The following is a 23,372-nucleotide window of genomic DNA, read 5'->3' as shown; positions in this document are numbered from 1 at the left end:
CGGGCGCCACTGACCAGGTCATGATCACGAAGACCTCGCATCGGCGAGGCCTTTCGCCTGCTCCGAGGAGTTGCCGTGGTCCTCGTCATCGTCGTCGCCGTACTGGCTCTGTGCCTGGGGCTGGCCGCGAACCGGTTCCTGCGGCCCCGGCTGATGAGCGAGGACGACACCGGCATGGCCGTCAAGGACCTCGTCGGCCCGCTGCTGACCCTGACGATCCTCCTGCTGGCCTTCGTCCTCGTCACCGCGTCCGGCTCCTACGGCAAGGCCGAGGTCGCCTCCCGCGGCGAGGCGCGCGCCCTCGACCAGCTCACCGAGATCGCCGAGTACGCGACCGCGGGGGAGCGGGAGCGGGTCCAGGCGGACGCCGTCTGCTACGCACGCGCCGTACGCACCCAAGAATGGCCCGCCATGGGCGACCACGGCAGAGGGTCGGCCGCGCCCAGTGTGTGGTCGACCGACCTCCGCCGCTCCTTCCGGGACCTGGAGGGCAAGCCCCTCTTCGGCATGCTGATCGCCGCCGACAACAAGCGGTCCGACGAACGCGAGGAACGCCTCACGCAGGCCACCGCCAGCATCCCCGGCGCCATCCTCTGGTTCCTGCTCGCCACGCTCACCGTCACCGTCGTGGCGCTCGCCATCTGCCTGCCCCGCAGGGGCAACCGCGGCCAGATCATCGTGCTCACGGTGATCACCGCCCTCCTGACGGCGACGCTGTGCATCATCCGTGACGTCGACCGGCCCTTCGGCGGTGTCACCGCCGTCGAACCCACCGCGATCACGGAGGTCGAACGGCAGGCCACCCGCGACTTCCTCGCCCACCACAAGGCCGCCGACCTGCCCTGCGACACCAAGGGCAATCGGCGCGGGGCCTAGAGCGAGGCCCCGACCAGCTGGGCGAGGTCGATGAGGCGGTTGGAGTAGCCCCACTCGTTGTCGTACCAGCCGACGACCTTGACCTGTGATCCCGTGACGCGGGTGAGCTCGGCGTCGAAGACGCAGGACGCGGGGTCGGTGACGATGTCGGTGCTGACGATGGGGGCCTCGGTGTAGGACAGCACGCCCATGTACGGGCCCGCGGCCGCCGCCGCGTACGCCTCCTTGATCTCCTCGACGCTCGTGGGCCGCCGCGTGGTGACCGTCAGGTCGGTGACCGAGCCGGTGGGGACGGGCACCCGCAGCGCGAACGCGTCGAGACGGCCGGCGAGTTCGGGCAGCACGAGGCCGATGGCCTTGGCGGCGCCGCTGGAGGTCGGGACGATGTTGAGGCCCGCGGCGCGGGCGCGGCGCAGGTCCTTGTGCGGGGCGTCCTGGAGGTTCTGGTCCTGCGTATAGGCGTGGACCGTGGTCATCATGCCGGAGCCGATGCCCACGGCGTCGTGCAGCACCTTCGCCAGGACGCCGAGGCAGTTGGTGGTGCACGAGGCGTTGGAGATGATCGTGTGGCGCTCGGGGTCGTAGGCGTCGTCGTTCACGCCGAGCACGATCGTGACGTCCTCGCCGCTGGCGGGAGCCGCGATGATGACCTTCTTCGCGCCGCCCTCGACGTGTGCGCGGGCGCGGGCCGCGTCGGTGAAGATGCCCGTCGCCTCGATGACGACGTCCACGCCGAGCTCCCCCCAGGGCAGGCCGGCGGGGTCGCGCTCGGCGAGCACCTCGATCGTCCTGCCGCCGACGCGGATCTGTCCCGGTCCCGCGGTGACCTCTTCGGGGAAGCGGCCCAGGACGGAGTCGTAGGCCAGCAGGTGCGCCATGGTCGGCACGTCGCCGAGGTCGTTGACGGCGACGATCTCCAGATCCGCGTCCCGTGCCGCCGCCGCGCGGAAGACGTTGCGGCCGATGCGTCCGAAGCCGTTGATGCCTATACGAACAGTCATGGAACTCTCTCCTTGCGCCGCCGAGGCGTGATCGAGAACAATATAAGCAGCTTACATAAGTAAGCGATGTAATTTTCCAGGGTGGCTTGCATGCACGACGACGACCGGACCGACGACGCTTCGAACGGCGAGCTGGACGTGAACGCGTTCACCGAGGCGATCGAGAACTTCAACCGCTTCTACATCCGGCTCCCGGTGCTGGAGAAGCTGCCGTTCACGACGCTGTCGGTGCTGGACACCCTCGCGTTCGGCGGCGGTCCCAGGCGGCTCACCGAGCTGGCGAGGACCGAGCAGGTCAGCCAGCCGGGCATCACTCAGCTGGTCACCCGCCTGGAGCGCGACGGCCTGGTGGAACGCAGGCCCGACCCCACCGACGGGCGCGCCGTCCTCGTCCATCTCACGGAAAAGGGCCGGCAAGTCGGCCGGTCACGTCACGAGGACCGGACGCGCCACCTCGCGCCGCTCGTCGAGCGCTTGTCCCCGGAGCAGCGCAAGGCGATCGCGGACGCCCTCCCCGCCCTGGCGCGCCTGGCGGAACTGGGGCGGGGCGAGGCATAGGTGAGGCTCGGTGAGGCCCAGGGCACCCTTCCCATGGCCCCCACCTCCCACATACACTCCAAAACTAGCAGCGCTAATTAACGCAGCGAGACCCGCAACAACCGAAGCAGCGAGACCCGCAACAAACCGAAGCAGCGAGACCCGCAACAAACCGAAGCAGCGAGACCCCGCAGAACGATCCGGAGCCGTATCGTGCGCACCGTCCACTTCGCCGCCGCCCGCCGCACCCCCATCGGCAGACTCCGCGGCGCCCTCTCCTCAGTCCGGCCCGACGACCTCGCGGCGGGCGTCGTGAAGGGACTCCTCGCCGACATCCCCCAGCTGGACCCCGCCAGGATCGACGACATCTACTGGGGCGCCGCCAACCAGGCGGGCGAGGACAACCGTAACGTCGCGAGGATGGCCGCACTGCTCGCGGGGCTCCCGGAGTCCGTGCCCGGCGCCACCGTGAACCGGCTGTGCGCCTCCGGCCTCGAAGCCGTCACGACCGCCGCGCGCACCGTCGCCGCGGGGGAGGCCGACATCGTCCTCGCGGGCGGCTCCGAGTCGATGAGCCGCGCCCCCTTCGTGCTGCCCCGCCCCGACGAGGCGCTGCCGCACCGCATGGAGACCGCCGACACCCGCCTCGGCTGGCGCCTCACGAACGAGAAGATGAAGGACCTGCACGGTGTCCTCGCGATGGGCGAGACCGCCGAGGAGGTCGCCGGGCGGCACGGCGTCTCGCGTGAACGCCAGGACGAATTCGCGCTCCGCAGCCACCGGCGTGCGGCCGCCGCCCGCAAGGACGGCCACTTCGACGACGAACTCCTGCCCGTCACACGGCCCGACGGCGTCGTCGTCGACGCGGACGAGTGCGTGCGCGAGGACACCTCGTACGAGAAGCTCAGCGGCCTGCGGCCCGTCTTCCGCAAGGACGGCACCGTCACCGCGGGCAACGCGTCGCCGATGAACGACGGCGCGGCCGGACTGCTCCTCGTCAGCGAGGAGGCCCTGAACGACCTCGGCCTCGAATCCCTCGGGCGGTACGCGGGCGGCGCCTCGGCGGGCGTCCACCCCGACGTCATGGGCATCGGGCCCGTCCCCGCCACGCGCAAGGTGCTCGCCCGCGTCGGCTGGGACATCGGCGACATCCAGGAGGCGGAGTTCAACGAGGCGTTCGCCGCCCAGGCGCTCGCCTGCGTCGACGCCCTCGGCATCGACCCGGAGCTGGTCAACCCGTCCGGCGGAGCCATCGCGCTGGGCCACCCGCTCGGCTGCTCCGGTGCCCGCATCCTCACCACCCTGCTGCACCGGATGCGGCGCGTCGGCGCCACACGCGGCCTCGCCACCATGTGCGTCGGCGTCGGCCAGGGCAGCGCCCTCCTGGTCGAACGCGACTGAGAGCGGAGCCTGTCCTCGAACCCCGCCTGCGCCCCGACGCCCGGCACGCACGCTCGCCGCTGCGCCCGCGCTCCACGCGAACGACGGGGGTTCGAAGGCAGGCTCTGAGCCGGCTCACGCACCGCCGCCCCGGCCGCCAGAACCCTCGACGCACCGCAAGCCCCACGGAAACGGAGCACCCTCCCTCATGGCCACGCTGTCCCTCGCCGCGATCCTCGCCGAGCCCGCCCGGCGCCACCCGGACCGAACCGCCCTCGTCGAGGGTGAACTGCGCTTCTCCTTCAAGGAGTTGTGGCACGAGGCCCGAGCCCAGGGCGCGGCTCTCGCGGAGCTCGGCGTGCGGCCGGGGGACCGCGTCGCCCTGATGGCACCCAACACCGCCGAGTTCCCGAAGGCGTACTACGCCGTCCTCGCCGCCGGCGGAGTCGTCGTACCCGTGCATCTGCTGCTCTCCGCGGAGGAGGTCGAGCACGTACTGCGGGACAGCGGCGCGACCCTGCTCCTCTGTCACCCCGCTCAGGCGAAGACGGGCGCGGCCGCCGCGGAAGCGACCGGCGTGCGCATGCTGCGGCTCGGCGCCGACGGCGAGCTGGAGGCGCTGGCCCGGACCACCGAGCCCCTCGCCACCTACGCCACGCGCGACGCCGACGACCCGGCCGTCGTCTTCTACACCAGCGGCACCACGGGCGTCCCCAAGGGCGCCGTGCTCAGCCACTTCAACCTCGTGATGAACGCGACGGTCAACGCCTTCGACGCCAACGACATCCGCCCCGACGACACCGCCCTCGGCGCGCTGCCGCTCTTCCACGCCTTCGGCCAGACCGTCTCCATGAACTCGACGTGGCGGGCGGGCGCCACCCTCGTGCTGCTGCCCCGCTTCGACGCGGCGCGGGCCATCGAGCTGATGGTCGCGGAAGGCGTCAACACCTTCCACGGCGTCCCCACCATGTACGTGGGTCTTGTGGCCGCCGCCGAGGCCGCGGAGCAGCTGCCCGAGCTGCGCATCTGCATCTCCGGCGGCGCCTCGCTGCCCGTCGCCGTGCTCGAACGCTTCGAGAAGGCCTTCGGCACGCCCGTCTACGAGGGGTACGGACTCTCCGAGACCTCCCCGACCGCGTCCGTCAACCAGCCCGACTTCGGCACCAAGGCGGGCAGCATCGGCCACCCGCTGTGGGGAGTCGACGTGGAGATCGCCCGCGCCGACGTCGACGACCGCGTCGAACTGCTGCCCACCGGCGAACTCGGCGAGGTCGTCATCCGCGGCCACAACGTCTTCTCCGGCTACCTGGGACGCCCCGAGGCGACCGCGGAGGCCCTCGTCGACGGTTGGTTCCGCAGTGGCGACCTGGGCACCAAGGACGCCGACGGGTTCCTGAGCATCGTCGACCGGAAGAAGGACGTCATCATCCGCGGTGGCTTCAACGTCTACCCGCGGGAGGTCGAAGAGGTCCTGATGCGCCACCCGGCCGTCGCCCAGACCGCCGTGATCGGCCTGCCCGACCCGGTGCACGGCGAGGAGATCTGCGCGGTCGTCGTCGCGGCCGACGACGCGACCCCGGAGGCGGCGGAGGCGATCATCGAGTGGTCCAAGGACCACCTCGGCCGCCACAAGTACCCGCGCCTCGTGGAGTTCATCGACGAACTCCCGCTCGGCCCGAGCATGAAGGTCCTCAAGCGGGAGCTCCGGAGCCACTACTCGGGCTGAACTCGCGGGCAGCGCGAACGGGCAGGGTGCGAGCGGGCAGAGTGAGGGCCGAGTGGGCCGGCCGGCCCTCCGCGGAGCGGGGCATGGTGCTGAGCGTGCGCAGCATGTCGTTGCGCTGCTCCAGGTCCCGGGCGGTCGCGGGGAAGAGCGTGGCGCCGCCTTCGCCGACCTGCGCCTGGTTGACGGTCACGAACGCGCGGGTGCCGTGTTCGTACGCGGCGAAGCCCGCGGCGTGGTCCCGGTCGGCCAGCGAGTCGGCGAGCATGTACGCACCGACGAGCGCGAGGCTGGAGCCCTGCCCGGTGAGGAACGAGGGCGCGTACGCGGCGTCGCCCACCAGCGCGACCCTGCCGCTGGACCAGTGGGGCATGCGGATCTGGCCGACCGCGTCGAAGAACAGGTCGTCCGCGTCGCGCATCGCGGCGAGCATTCCGGGGACCTCCCACCCGGCGTCGGCGAAGACCGAGGCGACCAGGCCCCGTTGGGCAGCGGGGTCGCGGAAGGCCGCGAACGGCGGTTCCGGGTGGGCGAAGCTCAGGAGGGCGTGCACCTCGTCGCCGTCCCCCGCGGCGTAGAGTGCCGCGGCTCTGCCCGGGGTGTTCCACAGGACGGCCTCGTGGGAGAGCCCGAGAGTGTTGGGCAAGGCGAATCCGGCGAAGCAGTGGCCGAGGTACCGGTGGAACTGCTCCTCGGGGCCGAACAGCGACTCGCGGGTACGTGAGTGCAGACCGTCCGCACCGAACACCATGTCGAACGTACGCCTGTCACCACCGCGGAAGGTGACGTCGACCCCGTGGCCGGACTGGTCGAGGGCGTCGGTGTCGATGGAGTCGCCGAACAAGAACTCCACGTCGTCACGGACCGCGGTGTAGAGGGCGTGGGTCAGATCCCCGCGCGGCACTTCGAGGTCCCGTCCCGCGACACCGCCGGTGACGGCGTGCGGGCTGATCGAGGCCACCTCGCCGCCGTCCGCGTCGAGGAAGGTCAGCCGGCGCAGGTCGACGTGTGCCTCCCGCAGCCGCGGCAGGATGCCCATCCTCCGGACGACTTCGAGCGCGGTGCCGCGCACGTCGACGGGGTAACCGCCGTCGCGGAGCGAGCCCGCCCGCTCGACCACCGTGACCGCGAACCCACAGCGGTCCAGCCAGAACGCGAGGGCGGTCCCCGCGATGCCGGCCCCGGATATCAGAGCTGTGCGCCTCGGCTTGGTACGGCTGCCGCTCAACAGACCGGTGCGGGTCATTCCTTGACTCCTTTGCTCATGGTGCGGGTGACGAGCAGGGCGAGCGCCGTGACGGCGCCGGCTATCAGAAAGCCGGTGACGAAGGCCGATTCGGCCGGGACATCCGACCCGGCGGGGGTGGCGGCGGTGAGGAGTGCGCCACCGACCTGCGCACCCACGGCGTAGCCGAGCACGCGGGTCACCAGGACCAGACTGGTGGCGATGCCGGTGTCGCCCCGGTCGACGGAGGTGGCGGTGCCGGTCACCAGTGCCGTGACGCACAGGCCGTTGGCGAACGCGATCAGCATCTTGCCGACGACGAGGTGCCAGACCTCGCAGTGCACGGCCGCAAGCGCGGTCAGGGCGGCGGCCATGAGGACGACCCCGGTGGTGACCACGGCGCGCGAGCCGAAACGCCGCGCCCAGATTCCGCCGAGCGGCCCGGCGAGCGACGCGGCCACGGCGCCGGGCAGCAGGAAGAAGCCGATCTCGGTGGCGCCGGCCCCGAATCCGTAGGCCCCGGTGGGCACGTCGAACAGCTGCGGGACGAGGTAGACCGCCATGGAGGTGCCGACGCAGATCACGAACGTCAGCACACACGACTTCCACATCGCGGGCCGTGCCAGCATGCGCAGATCGACCATCGGCGCGGCCGCGCGACGTTCGACGGCTGTCCACGCGGTCGCGAAGGCGGCCAGGACCAGGAGGAGGGCGCCGAGCACGAACGGCTGCGAGGCGATGTCCGGCGCCACCGCGAGCACGAGCATCAGCGTGACCAGCGTCCCGCTCAGAAGGCCCAGGCCGGGCCAGTCGATCCCGGCACCGTCCGGCCTGCGCGGCTCATCGAGCGGCATGAGCCTGTTCACCAGCAGGGTGGACCCGATGACCGCGATCGTCGGCAGCGCGAACATCCAGTGCCGTGACAGCCCTTCCGCCACGGGCCCCGCCGACAGCGTCCCGGCCATCCCGCCGCCCACGAACAAGCCGCTGACCACCCCGATGGCGACCTTCGCGGAACCCTCGGGAAGGTGTTCGCGCACCAGGATGAACGACAGGGGCAGCGCGCCCACCATCACCCCTTGCAGGACCTGACCGAGCAGCAGCACGGGCAGGTTCGGCGCCGACGCGGACACCAGGCCACCGGCCGAGACCACCGCCATCAGCCGGATCAGCACCCGTTTTCCGCCGTAGCGGTCGCCTAACTTGCCCGCGATCGGCGTGACGAGGGCGCCGGTGATGAGAAGCACGATGCTGAGCAACGCCCCTTCGGACGGACTCATGTCCAACTCCCGTTGCAGGAGCGGGAGTGTCGGTGTCACCACCGACTCCAGGGCGCCGGTGGCGACGGCCAGCATGCCGAGGGCAACAACTGCGGCCCTTCCGATGCCTACAGGGGGAGCCAGGGTCGCGGTCATGGACGTCCTTTCCGTTGCGTCGGTCAGTACGGGCCCCATGAGCCCGTAACTACACTACACGGTGCAGTGTAGAACGGTTAGGATGAACCCATGCCGACCACCAAGACACCGACCACGAAGACACTGCGCGAGGGATCGACGCGGAAGCGGGCCGCGATCCTCTCGGCGGCCCGGGAACTGTTCCTCACCGACGGCTTCGACCGGTCCAGCGTCGACGCGGTCGCCGCCCGCGCCGAGGTGTCCAAGCGGACGGTCTACGACTACTTCGGTGACAAGCAGACGCTGCTTCAAGCCGTCCTCGACACCGTCGGCCAGTCACTGATCACCACCATCCGGCGCACCCTCGACGACACCCTCACCGACCTCGCCGAGGACGCCGACCTCGAGGACGCCCTCGTCACGTTCGCGATGCGCATCTCGACCGACATGCTCGACTCGGCGGAGTACGCGACGCTGCAACGACTGGTCCGGACGGAGTCCGGGCACCTGCCGCGCGAGGGCAAGAACCCCCTGGCCGACACCCCCGAGGAGGCACTCGCCGAGCGGTTCGCCGCCTTCGGCGTGGCCGGACTGCTCGACGTACCCGACCCCCGGCTCGCGGCCGACCAGTTCATCGCGCTCACCTTCAACGTCGCGCTCAACAGGCTCGGCTCCGCCAACGCCGCCGAGGACACCCGCGTCCGGCCACTCGTCGTCGAGGGAGTACGCACCTTCCTCCGGGCCTACCGAACCGCGTAGGGCCCATGGGATGGGACCTCTCGCCGTGGCAGTTCGTCGCGCTGGCCGCCGCGGCCCTGGTGGTCGGCTTCTCGAAGACGGCCGTCAGCGGGGCGAACACCATCAGTCTCGCCGTCTTCGCCGCGGTGCTGCCCGCCCGCGAGTCGACCGGCGTGCTGCTCCCCGTCCTGATCGCGGGCGACGTCCTCGCCGTGCTCACCTACCGCAGACACGCCCACTGGCCCACCCTCTGGCGGCTGTTCCCCGCGGTCGCCGGGGGAGTGGTCCTAGGAACGGTCTTCCTCGTGTGGGCCGACGACGCTGCCGTACGCACGTCGATCGGCGCGATCCTGCTACTCATGGCGGGCGTCACGATCGCGCGCCGCGGACCCTCGGCCGGCGCCGCACCCGAGGCGGAGGAGGTCCCGCCGGTGAGCCGCCTCAAAGCCCCGTCCTATGGCGTCCTCGGCGGCTTCACCACCATGGTCGCCAACGCGGGCGGCCCGGTGATGTCCATGTACCTGCTCTCGGCGGGCTTCCGGAAGCTTGGCTTCCTGGGCACGTCCGCGTGGTTCTTCCTGATCGTCAACACGTCCAAAGTGCCGTTCAGCGTGGGCCTCGGCCTGATCGACGCCCGCTCGCTGCTCCTGGACGCGGCGCTGGTGCTCTTCGTGGTGCCGGGCGCGATCCTCGGCAAGTACACGGTGAACCGCATCAACCAGCGCCTCTTCGAGCAGCTGGTGATCGCGGCGACCGTACTGGGCGGCCTTCAGCTCCTCCTGCGCTGAGTACGTGTTCTGAGTGACTGCCCCTGTTACGGCGGGCTTGGGAGCCGTGAGCCGGGGTGCGCCCGGGCCGCGATCCCTTCGACGAAGATGTCCAGCGAGAAGTCGAACAGCGCGCCGGCCGGGCTGGGCTCCAGTTCGCTGATGCGGCTCAGGTACGGCAGTTCCACGTCCGAATCCGGCTCCGGGCGCAGCCACGACGGCGGCAATTGGTTCAGGTCCGCGGGGTCCAGGTGCGCGGGCGGCCGGTCGTGCAGGGCGTCCTGCAGTTCCACGAATCCCACGACGAGCCGGATCGCCTCCATGCAGGCGAGGTAGGCGTCCGCGAGGGACAGCCCGACGCCCGTGAAGAACCCGATCATCGCGTCCACGTTCCGCAGCATCGCCGGGTGCCGGGCCATGGTGACGTTCTCACGTAGTGCCAGCGTCGTCATGCCTGGATGGCGCCGGTAGTGGGCGCGTAGGTCCCGGCAGAAGGCGCGCAGGCTCTCCCGCCACCGACCCGGGTCGGCATCCAAGGCGGGCGGGCGCCACTCGGCCTCGAACAGCTCGGCGGCGAGGGTGATCAGATCGCGCCGGTCCTCGACGTAGTTGTACAGCGCACGCGGTGAGACGCCCAGGTCGGCCGCGAGGGAACGCATCGTCAGCTCGGCCGGACCCCGGCGCCCCAGGAAGTCCAGGGCGGCCTGTCCCACCGACTCGCGGGTGAGCGTGGCGCGCCCCTTGCGGTGGGTCGGCCGTCGCCGGGCCGGAAGGTCGCTGCTCATCGGGCATGAGGCTACCAAGCCCCCTTGAACTTCACACGTGTTGACTTTAAGGATTCCGGTCGGGAGAGTGTCCCCGGTAAGGCTCACCTAACTTCCTCTGGAGTCGCCCATGAGCTCGGCCCGTTTTGCCATGGACCTCACCCCGCTCCGCGACAACCGCGACTTCAGGCTGCTGTTCGCCGGGTTCGTCGGGGCACTGGTCGGGACGCTGATGACCAGCGTGGCGGTGGCGGTGCAGGTCTACGACCTCACCGGGTCGGCGGCACACATCGGCCTGGTCGGCCTCGCCCGGGCCTTACCGATGGTGGCCGGCGTCCTGGTGGGCGGCGTACTGGCGGACCGGTACGACCGCCGGCTGCTGATGCTGGCCACCCGGCTTCCGCTGACGCTCGTCGCGGCCGCGCTGGCCGTCAACGCCCTGCTCCCGCAACCGCACGTGTGGCTCATCTACGTCGCCACCGGCCTGACCGGTCTCCTCGCCGGCCTTGGCGGCCCGGCCATGCTGGCGGCCATCCCCGCCCTCGTGGGCACCGAACGCCTGGCCGCGGCAGGCGCGTTGACCTCAGCCTCCGTCCAACTGGCTGCTCTGTTGGGGCCGGCCGTCGGTGGCGTGCTCATCGCAGGTCCCGGGCTGGCCGCCTGCTTCGCCGTCGACGCGGCCGGGTTCCTGGCCTTCTCCTTGGCGCTGCTGTTCGTACGGCCGCTCCCGCCCGCCACCAAGGGCGACGCCAGGGGTGTCCGGCAGGCGTTCGCCTCGGTGGCCGACGGGATGCGCTACGTACGAGGCCAGCGCCTCATCGTCGGCCTGCTGCTCATCGATGCCGCAGCGATGGTCTTCACGATGCCGCAGGCGCTCTACCCAGTCCTGGCCGACCAGCAGTTCGGCGGCGGCCCGGGTGTGGTGGGCCTGCTCTACGCGGCGCCCGCACTCGGTGCCCTGATCGGAGCGGCCACCAGCGGCTGGACGGCCCGCGCCGGCGGCCACGCCCTCATCGGCGCCGTCCTGCTGTGGGGGCTCTCGCTGACCGGCTTCGGCGCGACCTCGCTGCTGCCCGTCGCCCTGGTCCTGCTCGCCCTCGCCGGACTGGGCGACCTGATCTCCGAAACTCTGCGGTCAGCTCTGCTGCAGCACGGCACACCGGACGAACTGCGCGGACGCGTCAGCAGCCTGTGGATGGTCCAGGCGACGGTCTCACCCGCCCTGGGCAACGCCGCGGTCGGCTTCCTCGCCGAACTGACCAGCGCCCGCACCGCAGTGATCACGGGAGGGCTGGTCTGCACCGTCGCCACGCTCGCGGTCGCCGCGGCCTTCCCGGCCCTCCGCCGCGCCCGACTCATCGAGTCGCCCGCCCAGGTTCCGCAAAGTGCATCCGATGGTGATCGCTCCGACGCGTCGGGATCACCACAGGGGGGCGACCCATTGGCAGCCATCGAAGATCGGGGTAACCAAGCCCCGCCGGCTGCCCGGCGCTGAGCGCGAGAGAACGGTCGAGGGAACCGGGACGGTTGCGGCCGTTCGGTTCGGTTCGGTTCGGCGAGGGTGAACGGGAGTGCCGCGACGCGGGGCGCGAGGTTCTTCTCAGGCTGCGGCTGTTGCACCCCGAACTCGCCGCGGGCCAGGGCGGCCCCGCCGCTGGGTCGGGGAACGCTCCCTGGGCTGGATCATGCACGCCCGTCGCCCGGTCCGCGACTACGACTGGCTCCCGCAGCACAGCGAGGCTTTGATCACCCTGGCGGCTATCACCCTGAAGTGGTGGGTTGACCGGCGGTTGAAGGGGAGCCTGGCTGCCTGGAACGACACGTTGCCGAGCAGTACCGCGCATCGGACCGCGCAAGAAAGCGCCGTTCAGGCCCAGTTCGGCAGATCGGTGCCCCAATGGGTCGGTGCGCGGTTCCAGTTCGCGGGTACGCCGTCGTAGTGGACCGGGGGCAGGGCATGACGCAGCAGTCCGTAAGGCGATTCGGTCTCGGTGAGCCAGGGTTCGGAATCGCAGGTGTCGGCTTCGCCCTGTGCGGGGGCGGGACGGATGTCGTGCAGCAGCCAGGACGCCGTGCCTGCCAGGGAGAGGCGAAGAAGACGTCCACCGCCGGTGGCCTGCCGGTCGCTCAGTGCACGGAGGACGGCGGCGGCGAGCAGGTACCCGGTTCCGTGGTCCAGCGCCTGCGCCGGCAGTACACCGGGGCGGCCGTCGGCCGTGGCCTCGATCGCGGCGATACCGGTACCGGCTTGGACCAGGCTGTCGAAGCCGCGACGATCGGCCCAGGGTCCGGACCAGCCCCAGGCGCACAGTTGGGCCACGATCAGGCCGGGATACCGGGCCAGGAGCGCGTCGGGGGCCAGGCCGTGCCGGTCCAGGGCACCGGGGCGGTAGCCGGTCACCACGACATCTGCCTGGCTGAGAAGGTCCTCGAAGGCGTGCCGGTCGCCACGGCTGGTCAGATCCAGCAACGTGGAGCGTTTGCCCACGCCGGTGTCGGCGTGAGCATCTGCGTCCTCCGGGAGCTGGGGGGCGTCCACGCGCAGCACGTCGGCGCCCAGCAGCGCCAGTGTGCGTGTGGCGACGGGGCCGGCGATGACGCGGGTCAGATCCAGTACCCGCACGTCTCGGGCCGGCGCGGATGCGGGCGCCAGCGGTCGGGGGCTGCTCCGACCCACGTGCCGCGTCTCGACCAGGGCGGGCCCGGCCGCAGCGGGTGCGGAAGCCACGGCCACGGCCAGGCCGCCTGCCGCGTAGACGGTCTCCTGGACCTCCCCTGCCGGACGCGAGGCCAGCTCCTTCGAGAGCACACCCACCAGCGCCTGATCCCCTCCCGTGTCCGCGACACCCAGGGCGCTGAGCAACCGGGCACGGTGGTGGGGGTAGTTGGCGTGGGTGCGGACCCATCCGTCGGCCGCCTGCCAGAACCCGGACAGGGGAGCGAAGGAAGTCGGAGTCCGGCCGTCGATCCGCAGGTGGCGTTCACTGACGAACGCGGTGGCCACCGCCGCCTCGTTCACCCGCACCGCGGGAACCGGCACGCGGTTGCGCAGCGCCAGCAGTTCCGCCGCGGCCAGCGAGGACACTCCCACGCTGGCCCGCGCCAGTTCCCTCACCGGCAGACGCGACGGCAGGACAGCACCCGCCCCCTCGAAGGCCACACTCCGAACCAGTTGGCCCCGACCTCCCAGAACCGCCCAAGCGTGTGCGGTGGCCGCATCCTCGGTACACGTCATCCGCTCATTGTGCAGCGCACCCCAGAAAGACGCTGCCAGCCAGTCATTGTGACTCTTCCCCTCACTTAGGGCTGACCCTCTTGGCCGGACAGCCGGGTCACGTTGCCGTACGCTCCGCAGGTGAAAACAGGCAAGCCGGGCCTCCCCGGCGGTGGCCGGCGCTGACGGCCGCGGTGTCGTCGGTGGGCCCCGGCCGGACCGCGTCCAGGACCTGCGTCGACGAGGTGCGATCCGGGGTGAGCGCGGCAACGAACGAGTACGGCCAGCCCGGCACCACGTGGTCCGATGAGCGGCCGTTGCGGCCCTGGACCAGGCAGAACAGCCGATCCGGCGAGCAGGCGGCGTCCGACCGCAGTCACGGGGAGACATCCGCCGTGAGCACGATCCGCCCGTCGAACCGCGGAAGCGGCAGAGAAACCAGCAGGTCACGCAGGAGGTTCGGGTCTGTTCGAGCCCCCGAGTATGGAGAGTGGGCGATTGAGGAGCTCAAGATCGGATCTGCGGGTGGTCTCCAGTGGTGCCGTCGAGGAGTTCACGCACGATGTCCATGTGACCCGCGTGCCGGACGGTGTCCTCAAGCATATGAATGAGGACCCAGCGCAAGGACACCTCGTTGCCGTTCCAGGCCGTGCCCAGGTCGTCGAGGTCCAGCTCGGCGATCGTCACGTCCGCTGCTGCCCGGGCCCGTCCGTAGAACTCCACGATCTGTTCGGTGGTTTCATTCATGGCCACGAGCATGTCTTCGGTGAAGGGATCGAACCAGAACGGCTCGGTCTCGCGTCCGAACGTCGTGCAGAACCACCCGTACTCGACGGTCGCCAGATGTTTCACCAGGCTCAGCAGATTCGTCCCTGATGGAGTCATCGGCCGCCGTAATGCGTCATCGTCCAGCCCGTCGAGCTTCCAGAGGACCGCATCGCGGTGCCGGTCGAGGCTGGCGTGCAGACTCTGCTTCTCACCGCCGATGAACGGCACATGCTTGATCATGCGCGGAACGTAGCAGTGTGGTCTGACAACAGTTCATCTGGCCAGTGGCCGATGCCCCGTCATCCTCACCGACGTGACGAAAGAGGTTAAGGAACAAGCTGAGAGCCTGTGTCACAACCCACCCGGCCGGGGTTATGACACAGGTGCTGAACAGCGCCCGCCGCGCCGAGCGGCGTTCAGCGCGCGCCGACCGTGGCGCCCGCCGTCTCCGGCGACAGCCCCTGCTCCAGATCCTCCGCCAGCAGCCGCTTGGCGATCGCGTCGACCGCCGCGGTGAGCTCCTTGTCCGGCGGCCGGCCGAGGTCCTTCGTGATCTCCTCGCCCAGCCAGGAGGCCCACGCCCTGGAGATGACCTCCGCCTCGCGCTCCCCGGCGGGCGTGTGCGAGAAGTACGTGCCCGTACGCGTCAGATACCCCTCCTCGACCATGCGGTCGAAGACAGGCACCAGGACCTCGGGAGGAATCCTGCGCCGGGCCGCGATCAGCCCCAGGCTGGCGTGCCCGACCATCCGCGTGAACAGGGAGACCTGCATGACCGCCCAGGCGCCCGCGATGTCGAGCCGCGTGTCGGAGTCCCGCATGATGCCGCGCGCGGTGTCCATGCCGACGTTGCGGATGATCGTGGCGACGCCCCGCTCCAGCACATGCCCGGAGTCGCCGCTGCTCGGCTGCGCGAAGCCCTCGCCCATGTCGGGCGCTCCCATGCGTGCGCTGTCGCGCAACTGCACCTGCTTGAGGAAGAGCGCCACCAGGAACCCGAGGAACGCGACCGGCACGGTCCACAGGAAGACCGTCTGCAGTGTGTCCGCGTACGCCTTGATGATGGGCACGGCGCTGGCCGCGGGCAGTTCGTGCAGCCCGCCCGGGCTCTGCGCAGCCTTGCCGAGCACGGCCGGATCACCGCCGGCCCGCGCCGCCTCGGCGACCCCGTCCTCGAGGTTCGGCGCGAGGGTGTTGGCGTAGATGGTGCCGAACACGGCCGTGCCGAACGAGCTGCCCAGCGTACGGAAGAAGGTGACACCGGACGTGGCGGTGCCCAGATCCGTGTACGCGACGGTGTTCTGCACGGCGATCGTCAGGACCTGCATGCACAGCCCGATGCCGGTACCGAGCACGAACATGTACAGCGACTCCAGCCACGTACTGGTGGTGTGCCCCATCAGCGAGAGCAGATACAGCCCGAGGGCCATCACCAGCGCCCCGACGATCGGGAAGATGCGGTATGTGCCTGTCTTGCTGACGACGTTGCCGCTGAAGACGGACGCGATGAGCAGCCCGACGACCATGGGCAGCGTGCGCACGCCCGAAATGGTGGCCGAGTCCCCGTCGACGTACTGGAGGTAGGTCGGCAGGAACGTCATCGCGCCCAGCATCGCGAAGCCCACGATGAAGCTGAGGATCGAACAGACCGTGAAGACGGGGTTGGCGAACAGCCGCATCGGCAGCATCGGCTCGGCGGCCCGCGTCTCGACGACGCAGAACAGCGCCAGTGCGACCAGCCCGCCCACGAACAGCCCGATGATCGTCGGCGACCCCCAGGCGTACTGGTTCCCGCCCCAACTCGTCGCCAAAATCAGCGCGCTCGCGCCGACGGCGACCAGCGCGATGCCCAGATAGTCGATGACGGGCCGCACCGCCGACTTCACGACGGGGATCGTGCGGGCGGCCGCGATGACGACGACGATCGCGATGGGGACGTTGACGTAGAACGCCCAGCGCCACGTCAGATGGTCCGTGAAGAGCCCGCCCAGCAGCGGCCCGATCACCGTGGACACCCCGAAGACGGCCCCGATCGCACCCTGGTACTTGCCGCGCTCCCGCAGGGGGATCACATCGGCGATCAACGCCATGGACGTGACCATCAGCCCGCCCGCGCCGATGCCCTGCATCGCCCGCCAGGCGATGAGCAGCGTCATGTTCGTCGACAGACCGCACAGGAAGGAGCCGGTGATGAAGATGACCGCCGAGACCTGGAAGACGACCTTGCGCCCGAACAGGTCACCGAACTTGCCGACGAGGACCGTCGCGACGGTCTCCGCGAGCAGATACGACGTGACGACCCACGACATGTGCTCCGCACCGCCCAGATCCGACACGATCGTGGGCAGCGCGGTGCCGACGATCGTCTGGTCGAGGGCCGCGAGCAGCATCCCCAGCATGATCGTCACGAAGACGACGTTGCGGCGCCGCCGGTCGAGGACGGGCGGCGCCTGAGCTTCGACGGGAGCGGGCGCGGCCGACTGATCAGTGGTGGTCACACGGCCACCCTCACACCGGCGCCGGGCATGTGCATGCGGGGCGAGTCCGCATCAGTGACGCCCGGACGATACGTGGCACGCGGCCCGATCACCGATGCCCGGACGGCACGCGGCTCAGTCGTCGGTGACGCTCGTACCGCATGCGGCCCAGTCGTCGGTGATACCCGGACTGCACGCGGCCCCATCGGTGAGGGCCGGACCGCACGCGGCCCACCCAGCCCCTCCGCGCCCCTACTCCCTACTCCCTCGTGTCGCCCCGCAGCCGCGGCGCGTGGGTCGCCGCGTCCACCGCGTCCACCGTGGCGCCCTCCCGCCCCAAGCGCTCCGCCAGCGTCTCCGCCCAGGTCACCACGGCGGCGACATCGATTCCGTAGGGGCGGTCCTGCCCGGTCCGCGTGCTCCAGTCGGAGACGGCCACGGCGCCGCGTAGCAGCAGCCGAGCCCCGCCCGTGGTGTTGCCGCGGGCTGAATGCGTGAGGCCGACCGCGAGCTGCGCCAGCCCCTTCCACAGGTCGCGCTCCGCATCGGGCCCGGACTTCCACGCGTCCTCGAAGACCTCGTGCGCGTGGAACGGGCGCCCCGCGTCCAGCAGCGCCTGCGCCTCGGCCACCGACTCCTCGGGCGCGCGCACGACACCCTCCGGCTGCCGTGGCACACCGTCGGCGTCATAGGGCAGCGGTCGCCCGAGCCCGTCGCGAGGCCGCTGGTTGCGGGCCCGCCCCTCCTCGTCACGATCCCGCTCACGGCCACGTTCGTACGGTCCAGGTGCAGAGCTCATACGCCGATTGTCGCGCGTGCCTGACGGCGGTCACCGGAGGACGAAGCACCCTCCTGGGTGGGGTAGAGTTCTACCTGTGATCACGCGGGAACACCGCGCAGAACACCACGGGACGTGGCGCAGCTTGGTAGCGCACTTGACTGGGGGTCAAGGGGTCGCAGGTTCAAATCCTGTCGTCCCGACTCGTAAGAGTCGCAGTTCAGGGCCGGTTTTGGAGGAATCCGAAACCGGCCCTTGATCATTTTTGGGGACCAGCTGGGGACCAGCGTGCTTGACCGGGTTCAGCGGGTCATGACAATCGGGCTTGGCAGCGAGCGCGCAGCGCGCTGAGCTGAGCGCCGCCCTGGCGGCCGTGTGTGCCGAAGGTCGTGGCGGCACAGGTGCTCGCAGCCGATCTTGGTGACCCCTCGTAGCAGTGTGTGGCGTCGCGCGAGACGGCGGTGGAGATGCGTCCGCCGCGCGGGCCGGTGTGAAGGGGCGTGACCCAGATGCGCCAAAAATACGCCAGAAACCCGCCACGGGATGATCTTGCTGGCTACTGTGCGACATCCCGCGGGTTCCTCTAGGCCCCGCTAGGTCCCTGATCCCGCGGCCAGGGGGTTCTTCTTCGGTCGCAGGGGCTGACGACGTACTTCCTGTTCCTGGAGCTGCGACACAAGGTCGAGCTCCACTGGATGACCGGCCGGGTCGTCGAGTGCCCGATCGACGAGATGAACAAGCCGCGCGGCGCGAAGGACGCGGCACTGCGGATCCCGCCGACCGGGCCGGAGGTCGCCGCGCTCTTTACTGGCTGGGACGGCGAGCTGGCCACCTGCCGCAAGTTCGCCCCGACCGCGAGGAACTCCACCACCTCGAAGCTGATGCCCCAGGTTGGGCTGCGGGTCAGCGAGGCATGCAAGCTCGACCTGGCCGACATCAAGTGGGACCTGGGCCGCTTCGGCAAGCTCCACGTCCGCCACGGCAAGGGCGCCCGCGGCTCGGGCCCGCGCGAGTAGATGGTCCCGCTGATCAACGGTGCTGACCGCACGCTGCGGTGGTTCATCGAGGACATGTGGGGCCAGTTCGACGACGATCACACTCGCCCTGGTGCCCCGCTGTTCCCGAGCGAGCGGAAGAAACACTGACGGTTCCGCCCGACGCGGTCGAGGCCCATCTGCCGGGCTGCTGGAAGGACAAGCTGACCGCATGCCCTGCGGCATTTCTGCGCGTCTCAACTCTACGGAAACGGGCTGGACTTACTCGCAATCCAGGAGGTTCTTGGACATTTCTTGATCGCCACGACGATGATGCGGTATATCCACGTGCAGCAGACCCGGGTCGAGGACGCCTGGGTCGCCGGGATGGAACGGGCCGCGAAGCGGCTGGAAGGACTGGTCCGATGAAGTGGAACCTGCGGCTGACCGCCGCGAACAAGGGTATCTGGAGGCGTCCGAGCTCAAGCGGAGCCTGGCCGAGCACGGTCTGGTGATCTCGTCGGGCAAGATGTTCGGTGGTCCGGCCAGCCGGTCTCGCTCAAGCTGGAGGGCCTGGACGTCATCTGCGTGGTCTTCGGCTGCGAGATCGGCGACCTGCTTATCCCCGAACCTGAGAAGGCGCACCGCCCCGGCCAGGCCGAGGAGACGGAACGGGCCGCAGTCGGTGTCGAGCTGGGAGTCGAGTTCGTGCCCGAGGGGCGAGCAGCGGGCGTAGCCGATGCGGATGTCTGCGCTTTGAAGGTCCGGGTCGATGGACGCCGGTGGCGGGGTGTCGGGGCGCCACGGACGGCCCGGGCCGCGGTCGGCGGGGGTGGGCACCCGCGGTGCCTTCTTCAGCCGGGGCACCAGGGTGAAGTGGCGGGTGTGGTAGGCGGAGGCGACCGCGCCGCCTGAACCCTCGGCGGACGCGTGCGGGGGTGAGCCGGCCGGGCTCTGCGGGCCGTTCCCAGGGGCGGCGGACGTCCTCGATGAGTGGGCGCCGAGTCGCAGTTGGGTATGGGCGGTGATGATCAGCCACGTCCAGCGGTCCGCGGCGTCGGGGGTGCGGGCTTCGGGCGGGTCCAGTCGAGCGTCTGCTTGGCCATCCGGAAGGTGTGTTCCAGGTCGAATCGGCGCAGGAACGCCTGCCAGCGCAGATCGACGTCCTCGTCGGTCATGCCCGTCCGGGAGGACCACAGCCGCACCGGCAGCGGGTCTCCGCCGCCGGGCAGGTGGTCGACCTCCGGTCCGGATCAACGTGCCCTCGATGATGAGGAGTTCGCCGTCGTGGTCGAGCCATGCCGAGCGGGTGGTGGGCCGGGCGTGGATACGGTCCCAGGCCATTGTCCGCGCGGTGCCGTAGCGGTCGGTGACCTGCACGGTCGCCGGGTCCGGCTCACCCCAGGTGTCCGGTTTGGCGAAGCGGAACTCCTTGCCGTGTTTCGGGGGCCGGCCACCCTGCGGCGGACAGATCCAGGGGCGGGGCACGGGCTTGCGCATCGCCCGGCCCGAGCGCAGTCGGCCCAGCACCTCCACCGGCAGGCCGTCCAGGAGGTGAGCCATGCGCGGTGCGTCGTATCCAGCGTCGAAGACGGCCAGGATGTCCGCGTCGCCTTCGCGCCACTGCCCGCCGACGATCAGGTCCTCGGCGCGGCGGACCTGGACGGCAGTGACCTCGGCGACGTCGTCCTCGGGGTCCGAGACGGACCGCGTCCAGCAGCTGGCACCAGGACGTGCGACCGGTCTCCAGTGCTGCGACGAATGAGTACGGCCAGCCGGGGATCATCAGGTGCTGGTCCCGTCCGCGGCCGTAGGTGTGGGAGAACAGCCGCTCCGCCTGCACGGCCCGTCCGGCCGCTGCCAGTTGCTGACGTCCACACCCTCGTCGCTGCACTGGCTCGCGCAGTCCCACTCGGTGCGGCCATCCTAGAAGACCTCGAGGAGCACGGGCCCGCCAGCATCGTGTGGGCGCCGTTGAACGGCGGCAGCCCCCGCTCCTAGGCCGCCCTGTGAAGTGCCCGAGACTTGCTCTCGACAACTGTTCAAGTCAACGATGCGTTCGGCGACGCGGCGGGGGCGGGGGGCGTCTCGGTCGCACGGCCCCCGGCCCGTGAAGGCACCAGGGGCGCGCGTTCGGAGGCTCAGGCCTTGTCGTAGTACCAGCCGCTGCAGTCGTACGGGCCGCTGGAATTGTGCTGACACGCCTTGTACCGCACCGGCGTACCCTCGGCGATCTCGTAGTTGACGACCACAGGAGGCGCGTTGTACCCCTTCGCGTTGATGACGTCGTCGTATGCATTCCAGACGCCGTTGACCTTGATGTCGATCAGGCCGATGGTGCCGACCCCGTTGGAGGCGTAGTCGTGGACGGTGAAGATCTCGCCGTGAGACTGGAACTCGACGTTGGCCTCGCAGCCCGGATTACACACCCCGCCGTCGGCCATCGCGGACGGCGCGCCGAGCAACAGGCCCGCGCCGAGCGCCCCGGTCATACCGAGAGTGGCGAGGATTCCCTTTACGCGTGCGTGCATGAATATTCCCCTTTCCCGCTGTGTGACGTGATCGGCGTAGAACTGCATTGTGCGAGAACGACTCTTGCCGTGATCCTGTGAGGGGCCAACCCATTCGATCTGCTTCGAATAGCTGGACATTCGATAGAATCGGGGAACTGTGGGTGTACGGATCCACTTCAGTGGCGACGATTTACGAAAAGTAACGATTGCTCGGCAATCCCCGCTGATGTGGGAGATCGAACGCAGCCTGCGCGCCCTGCAGTTGAGAGACAGCGGTGCAGCGACAGCGCCCTGGCAGGCATGGGCACGGTTGCGCTTGCCCCGGAGCGCGCATCACTTGCTGACCCTCGTGCCGCCCAGCGGCCCCTGCCCCGATTTCCTGTCCCCGATCGAAGCCGAGCCCGGCCTGGAGAGCGGCTTGGAGCGCGTGCTGAGCACCCCGCGTTCCCTGCTCAGCCGTGACATGGGTCAGCTGGCCGAGCGTCGTAGACTCCCGCTCTGGGCACGGGAGTTGGGCCGGGGATCACCCCTGGTGCTGCGCGCCCTGGAACGTGCTATGCGTGACTACCACCAGGCAGTCATCCAGCCTGTGCATCGACGACTGACCGCCGACCTCGAAACCGTCGTAGGAGGCCTGACACAGACGCTGTCCCGCCAAGGTCTGGACGCGCTCCTCGCAAGCCTGCACCCCTCGATCCGCTGGAACCCACCCGTCCTGGACGTGAGCCACGAACTGTTCGACCAGGATGTGCACCTCGACGGCTGGGGGCTTCACTTGGTGCCGTCGTTCTTCACTCCGACCAACGCCTTCTGCGTCAACCACACCCCGCCGATGACGGTGGTTTTCCCCATTCTTCCTATAGAGCCTTGGCGCCCGGGGCCTGGGCCCGGCCGAACGCATGCGGCTGACACGCTCGCCGCACTGCTAGGTGGCAGACGCGCCATGCTCTTGCGTGCCATCGCCGCCACTGACGGCATCACCACCACGAGACTTGCTGCCACCGCCGCTCTGGCCCCCTCCACCGTCAGCCACCACACCGCCGCACTGCGCCACGCGGGACTCATCACCACCCATCGCACCGGAACGAGCGTCCGGCATGGCACTACACCGCTGGGTCTCGATCTGCTCCGTGCCCAGCCCAGCGGCATCGCCTGAATCCAGCGCAGCCGCGGCTACGTCGACAGACACACCACCGAAGGCGGACGTACGCCCGAGGCCCCGTCCGTGTACGGACATCACCTCGAACACACCCCAAAATTGCCGAGCTCCCGTCCAGCCTTTCGACTGAACGGGAGCTCGTAACGAGCCTCGAGAGCTCCTCGAGAACTGCCGTACAGCGGCGACGGCAGGATTCACGCCGGCCGGACTCCCTCTCAGCGTCGAAACGCCCTGAGCGGGCAGGAGGGGCAGCGCTGCGCTCTCACCCGGCGCTACACCGTGGAGGCGACGCCACACCACGCCCGGGAGCCTGTCATGAGCGACCACGAGCAGCAGCCGGCTGCTGACCACACAGCCGTATCCGAAACCGGCCCTTGATCGTTTTGGGGGCCAGTTGGGGACCGGCGTGCGTGACCGGGGTCAGCGGGTCATGACGATCGGGCTTGGCAGCGAGCGTGGTGCGCGCAGCGCGCTGAGGTGGGCGGAGAGCGCGGTGCCGGCAGCCGTAATCTTGTGTACGTCTGGATGCAGGTAGCGCTGCGTGGTGGTCAGTGAACCGTGGCTGGCGGTCCTGCGTAGGACGTGTACCTGGACTCCGGCATCGGCGAACCAGGTCAGTCCGGTGTGCCGGAGGTCGTGGCGGCGTAGGTGTTCGTAGCCGAGCTTGGTGACCACGGTGTCCCAGTGTGTGGCGTCGCGCAGGACGGCGGTGGAGATGCGTCCGCCGCGCGGGCCGGTGAACAAGCGGGCGTCGGGGTTGGGGCCGGCGGACAGTATGCGCTGGGCGATGAGGGGGCGGATCTCCTCGATGATGGGCACTTTTCGGGCCCGCTTTCCCTTGGTGCCCTTGTGGTCAGCCCGCCAGGCGCGGGTGTGGTCTGACGCCGCGCGGTCCAGATCCACTGGGTGGTGTCGATGTCCCCGACACGGCAGCCTGAGACCTCGCCGATCCGTGCGGCAGTGCACGCGGCGAAGAGGACCACATCTCCCCAACCGCGGTAGTGGTCGTGGGAGGCGGCAACGAGCGCGTCGGCCAGCGCAACGAGGGTCTCCCAGTCGGGCAGAGCCAGCGCCCGTGGGTCGA

At 70.0% G+C, this 23,372-nt stretch carries 20 protein-coding genes, 1 tRNA gene and 4 pseudogenes; 13 read left to right on the top strand and 12 right to left on the bottom strand.

The features are described 5' to 3' along the window. Positions 1-75 precede the first annotated feature (75 nt). Positions 76-876 carry a hypothetical protein gene (locus tag AB0N81_RS13160; RefSeq protein ID WP_365357885.1) on the top strand — a complete coding sequence of 267 codons (801 nt, stop codon included), beginning with the start codon at positions 76-78 and terminating at the stop codon, positions 874-876. Here AB0N81_RS13160 and gap read toward each other — a convergent pair. After that, a complete protein-coding gene (gene gap, locus AB0N81_RS13155; protein ID WP_365357884.1) occupies positions 873-1,877 on the bottom strand; it encodes a type I glyceraldehyde-3-phosphate dehydrogenase in 1,005 nt (334 codons plus the stop codon). The genes AB0N81_RS13160 and gap overlap by 4 nt on opposite strands. Before the next feature lie 90 nt (positions 1,878-1,967). Between gap and AB0N81_RS13150 the strand changes: the two genes are divergently transcribed. From AB0N81_RS13150 to AB0N81_RS13140, 3 genes are all read left to right on the top strand, one after another. Beyond that, positions 1,968-2,435: a MarR family transcriptional regulator gene (locus tag AB0N81_RS13150; RefSeq protein ID WP_365357883.1), complete on the top strand. Its 468-nt coding sequence runs from the start codon at positions 1,968-1,970 to the stop codon at positions 2,433-2,435. Between the two features lie 192 nt (positions 2,436-2,627). Continuing rightward, positions 2,628-3,815 carry a thiolase family protein gene (locus AB0N81_RS13145; RefSeq protein WP_365357882.1) on the top strand — a complete coding sequence of 396 codons (1,188 nt, stop codon included), beginning with the start codon at positions 2,628-2,630 and terminating at the stop codon, positions 3,813-3,815. Between the two features lie 187 nt (positions 3,816-4,002). Next, on the top strand, positions 4,003-5,520 hold the full coding sequence (locus AB0N81_RS13140) for a long-chain fatty acid--CoA ligase (RefSeq protein WP_365357881.1): 1,518 nt from the start codon (positions 4,003-4,005) through the stop codon (positions 5,518-5,520). Here AB0N81_RS13140 and AB0N81_RS13135 read toward each other — a convergent pair. Beyond that, positions 5,486-6,763: an FAD-dependent monooxygenase gene (locus AB0N81_RS13135; protein WP_365357880.1), complete on the bottom strand. Its 1,278-nt coding sequence runs from the start codon at positions 6,761-6,763 to the stop codon at positions 5,486-5,488. The genes AB0N81_RS13140 and AB0N81_RS13135 overlap by 35 nt on opposite strands. Next, positions 6,760-8,157 carry an MFS transporter gene (locus tag AB0N81_RS13130; RefSeq protein ID WP_365357879.1) on the bottom strand — a complete coding sequence of 466 codons (1,398 nt, stop codon included), beginning with the start codon at positions 8,155-8,157 and terminating at the stop codon, positions 6,760-6,762. The genes AB0N81_RS13135 and AB0N81_RS13130 overlap by 4 nt, the downstream gene beginning before the upstream one ends. 90 nt (positions 8,158-8,247) lie before the next feature. Here AB0N81_RS13130 and AB0N81_RS13125 point away from each other — a divergent pair, with 90 nt between their 5' ends. Both AB0N81_RS13125 and AB0N81_RS13120 read left to right on the top strand, forming a co-directional pair. Beyond that, the gene (locus tag AB0N81_RS13125; protein ID WP_365357878.1) at positions 8,248-8,895 is read left to right on the top strand and encodes a TetR/AcrR family transcriptional regulator; all 648 of its coding nucleotides are present in this window, start codon (positions 8,248-8,250) and stop codon (positions 8,893-8,895) included. Between the two features lie 5 nt (positions 8,896-8,900). Continuing rightward, the gene (locus AB0N81_RS13120) at positions 8,901-9,662 is read left to right on the top strand and encodes a sulfite exporter TauE/SafE family protein (RefSeq protein WP_365357877.1); all 762 of its coding nucleotides are present in this window, start codon (positions 8,901-8,903) and stop codon (positions 9,660-9,662) included. Between the two features lie 26 nt (positions 9,663-9,688). On the opposite strand, the gene AB0N81_RS13115 is transcribed toward AB0N81_RS13120, so the two are convergent. Further along, positions 9,689-10,426: a TetR/AcrR family transcriptional regulator gene (locus AB0N81_RS13115; protein WP_365357876.1), complete on the bottom strand. Its 738-nt coding sequence runs from the start codon at positions 10,424-10,426 to the stop codon at positions 9,689-9,691. A gap of 109 nt (positions 10,427-10,535) precedes the next feature. Here AB0N81_RS13115 and AB0N81_RS13110 point away from each other — a divergent pair, with 109 nt between their 5' ends. Together AB0N81_RS13110 and AB0N81_RS13105 are read left to right on the top strand one after the other, a co-directional pair. Then, positions 10,536-11,900, top strand: coding sequence for an MFS transporter (locus tag AB0N81_RS13110; protein ID WP_365357875.1), 1,365 nt, complete (start codon positions 10,536-10,538; stop codon positions 11,898-11,900). 154 nt (positions 11,901-12,054) lie between these two features. Then, a pseudogene (locus AB0N81_RS13105) lies at positions 12,055-12,345 on the top strand (hypothetical protein); the annotation flags it as partial. Here the strand turns inward: AB0N81_RS13105 and AB0N81_RS13100 are convergent. The 5 genes and pseudogenes from AB0N81_RS13100 to AB0N81_RS13080 all read right to left on the bottom strand — a co-directional run bounded on the left by AB0N81_RS13100 (position 12,273) and on the right by AB0N81_RS13080 (position 17,663). Further along, entirely contained in the window at positions 12,273-13,490 is a 1,218-nt protein-coding gene (locus tag AB0N81_RS13100) for a CoA transferase (protein ID WP_365358097.1), read from the bottom strand. The pseudogene AB0N81_RS13105 and the gene AB0N81_RS13100 overlap by 73 nt on opposite strands. Positions 13,491-13,797: 307 nt before the next feature. Further along, positions 13,798-14,073, bottom strand: a pseudogene (locus AB0N81_RS13095) (transposase); the annotation flags it as partial. Between the two features lie 53 nt (positions 14,074-14,126). Beyond that, positions 14,127-14,627, bottom strand: a complete 501-nt coding sequence (locus tag AB0N81_RS13090) for a DinB family protein (RefSeq protein WP_365357874.1) — start codon at positions 14,625-14,627, stop codon at positions 14,127-14,129. A 176-nt stretch (positions 14,628-14,803) separates the two neighbouring features. Continuing rightward, positions 14,804-16,885 carry an MDR family MFS transporter gene (locus AB0N81_RS13085; RefSeq protein WP_365357873.1) on the bottom strand — a complete coding sequence of 694 codons (2,082 nt, stop codon included), beginning with the start codon at positions 16,883-16,885 and terminating at the stop codon, positions 14,804-14,806. Positions 16,886-17,123: 238 nt separating this feature from the next. Then, entirely contained in the window at positions 17,124-17,663 is a 540-nt protein-coding gene (locus tag AB0N81_RS13080; RefSeq protein WP_365357872.1) for a DUF309 domain-containing protein, read from the bottom strand. Between the two features lie 108 nt (positions 17,664-17,771). On the opposite strand from AB0N81_RS13080, the gene AB0N81_RS13075 reads away from it, so the two are divergent. The 4 genes and pseudogenes from AB0N81_RS13075 to AB0N81_RS13060 all read left to right on the top strand — a co-directional run. Next, a tRNA-Pro gene (locus AB0N81_RS13075) sits at positions 17,772-17,845 on the top strand. A gap of 492 nt (positions 17,846-18,337) precedes the next feature. Continuing rightward, the gene (locus AB0N81_RS13070; RefSeq protein ID WP_365357871.1) at positions 18,338-18,658 is read left to right on the top strand and encodes a hypothetical protein; all 321 of its coding nucleotides are present in this window, start codon (positions 18,338-18,340) and stop codon (positions 18,656-18,658) included. Positions 18,659-18,853: 195 nt separating this feature from the next. Then, positions 18,854-19,045, top strand: coding sequence for a tyrosine-type recombinase/integrase (locus tag AB0N81_RS13065; protein WP_365358096.1), 192 nt, complete (start codon positions 18,854-18,856; stop codon positions 19,043-19,045). Continuing rightward, a pseudogene (locus AB0N81_RS13060) lies at positions 19,042-19,303 on the top strand (helix-turn-helix transcriptional regulator); the annotation flags it as partial. The gene AB0N81_RS13065 and the pseudogene AB0N81_RS13060, both read left to right, overlap by 4 nt. Here AB0N81_RS13060 and AB0N81_RS13055 read toward each other — a convergent pair. Together AB0N81_RS13055 and AB0N81_RS13050 are read right to left on the bottom strand one after the other, a co-directional pair. After that, positions 19,236-20,494 (bottom strand): annotated as a pseudogene (locus AB0N81_RS13055) (transposase); the annotation flags it as partial. The pseudogenes AB0N81_RS13060 and AB0N81_RS13055 sit on opposite strands and share 68 nt — an antisense overlap. Positions 20,495-20,757: 263 nt before the next feature. Further along, positions 20,758-21,147, bottom strand: coding sequence for a hypothetical protein (locus AB0N81_RS13050; RefSeq protein ID WP_365357870.1), 390 nt, complete (start codon positions 21,145-21,147; stop codon positions 20,758-20,760). Positions 21,148-21,286: 139 nt separating this feature from the next. On the opposite strand from AB0N81_RS13050, the gene AB0N81_RS13045 reads away from it, so the two are divergent. Then, a complete protein-coding gene (locus tag AB0N81_RS13045) occupies positions 21,287-22,285 on the top strand; it encodes an ArsR family transcriptional regulator (RefSeq protein ID WP_365357869.1) in 999 nt (332 codons plus the stop codon). 423 nt (positions 22,286-22,708) lie between these two features. Here AB0N81_RS13045 and AB0N81_RS13040 read toward each other — a convergent pair whose 3' ends face one another. Continuing rightward, complete coding sequence (locus AB0N81_RS13040) at positions 22,709-23,191, bottom strand: tyrosine-type recombinase/integrase (protein ID WP_365357868.1); 483 nt, start codon at positions 23,189-23,191, stop codon at positions 22,709-22,711. Positions 23,192-23,372 lie beyond the last annotated feature (181 nt).

This window comes from Streptomyces sp. NPDC093510, assembly GCF_040683555.1.
In the GTDB taxonomy this organism is placed as follows: Bacteria; Actinomycetota; Actinomycetes; order Streptomycetales; family Streptomycetaceae; genus Streptomyces.
Note: the sequence above shows the minus strand (reverse complement) of the source record. Positions and strands in the feature narration are given on the sequence as shown.

Excerpts from the sequence above, each read along its gene's own strand:
- gap (WP_365357884.1), bottom strand. The coding sequence starts at position 1,877 with ATGACTGTTCGTATAGGCATCAACGGCTTCGGACGCATCGGCCGCAAC.
- AB0N81_RS13150 (WP_365357883.1), top strand. The coding sequence starts at position 1,968 with ATGCACGACGACGACCGGACCGACGACGCTTCGAACGGCGAGCTGGAC.
- AB0N81_RS13140 (WP_365357881.1), top strand. The coding sequence starts at position 4,003 with ATGGCCACGCTGTCCCTCGCCGCGATCCTCGCCGAGCCCGCCCGGCGC.
- AB0N81_RS13135 (WP_365357880.1), bottom strand. The coding sequence starts at position 6,763 with ATGACCCGCACCGGTCTGTTGAGCGGCAGCCGTACCAAGCCGAGGCGC.
- AB0N81_RS13130 (WP_365357879.1), bottom strand. The coding sequence starts at position 8,157 with ATGACCGCGACCCTGGCTCCCCCTGTAGGCATCGGAAGGGCCGCAGTT.
- AB0N81_RS13125 (WP_365357878.1), top strand. The coding sequence starts at position 8,248 with ATGCCGACCACCAAGACACCGACCACGAAGACACTGCGCGAGGGATCG.
- AB0N81_RS13120 (WP_365357877.1), top strand. The coding sequence starts at position 8,901 with ATGGGATGGGACCTCTCGCCGTGGCAGTTCGTCGCGCTGGCCGCCGCG.
- AB0N81_RS13115 (WP_365357876.1), bottom strand. The coding sequence starts at position 10,426 with ATGAGCAGCGACCTTCCGGCCCGGCGACGGCCGACCCACCGCAAGGGG.
- AB0N81_RS13110 (WP_365357875.1), top strand. The coding sequence starts at position 10,536 with ATGAGCTCGGCCCGTTTTGCCATGGACCTCACCCCGCTCCGCGACAAC.
- AB0N81_RS13090 (WP_365357874.1), bottom strand. The coding sequence starts at position 14,627 with ATGATCAAGCATGTGCCGTTCATCGGCGGTGAGAAGCAGAGTCTGCAC.
- AB0N81_RS13080 (WP_365357872.1), bottom strand. The coding sequence starts at position 17,663 with ATGAGCTCTGCACCTGGACCGTACGAACGTGGCCGTGAGCGGGATCGT.
- AB0N81_RS13070 (WP_365357871.1), top strand. The coding sequence starts at position 18,338 with ATGACCGGCCGGGTCGTCGAGTGCCCGATCGACGAGATGAACAAGCCG.
- AB0N81_RS13050 (WP_365357870.1), bottom strand. The coding sequence starts at position 21,147 with ATGCACGCACGCGTAAAGGGAATCCTCGCCACTCTCGGTATGACCGGG.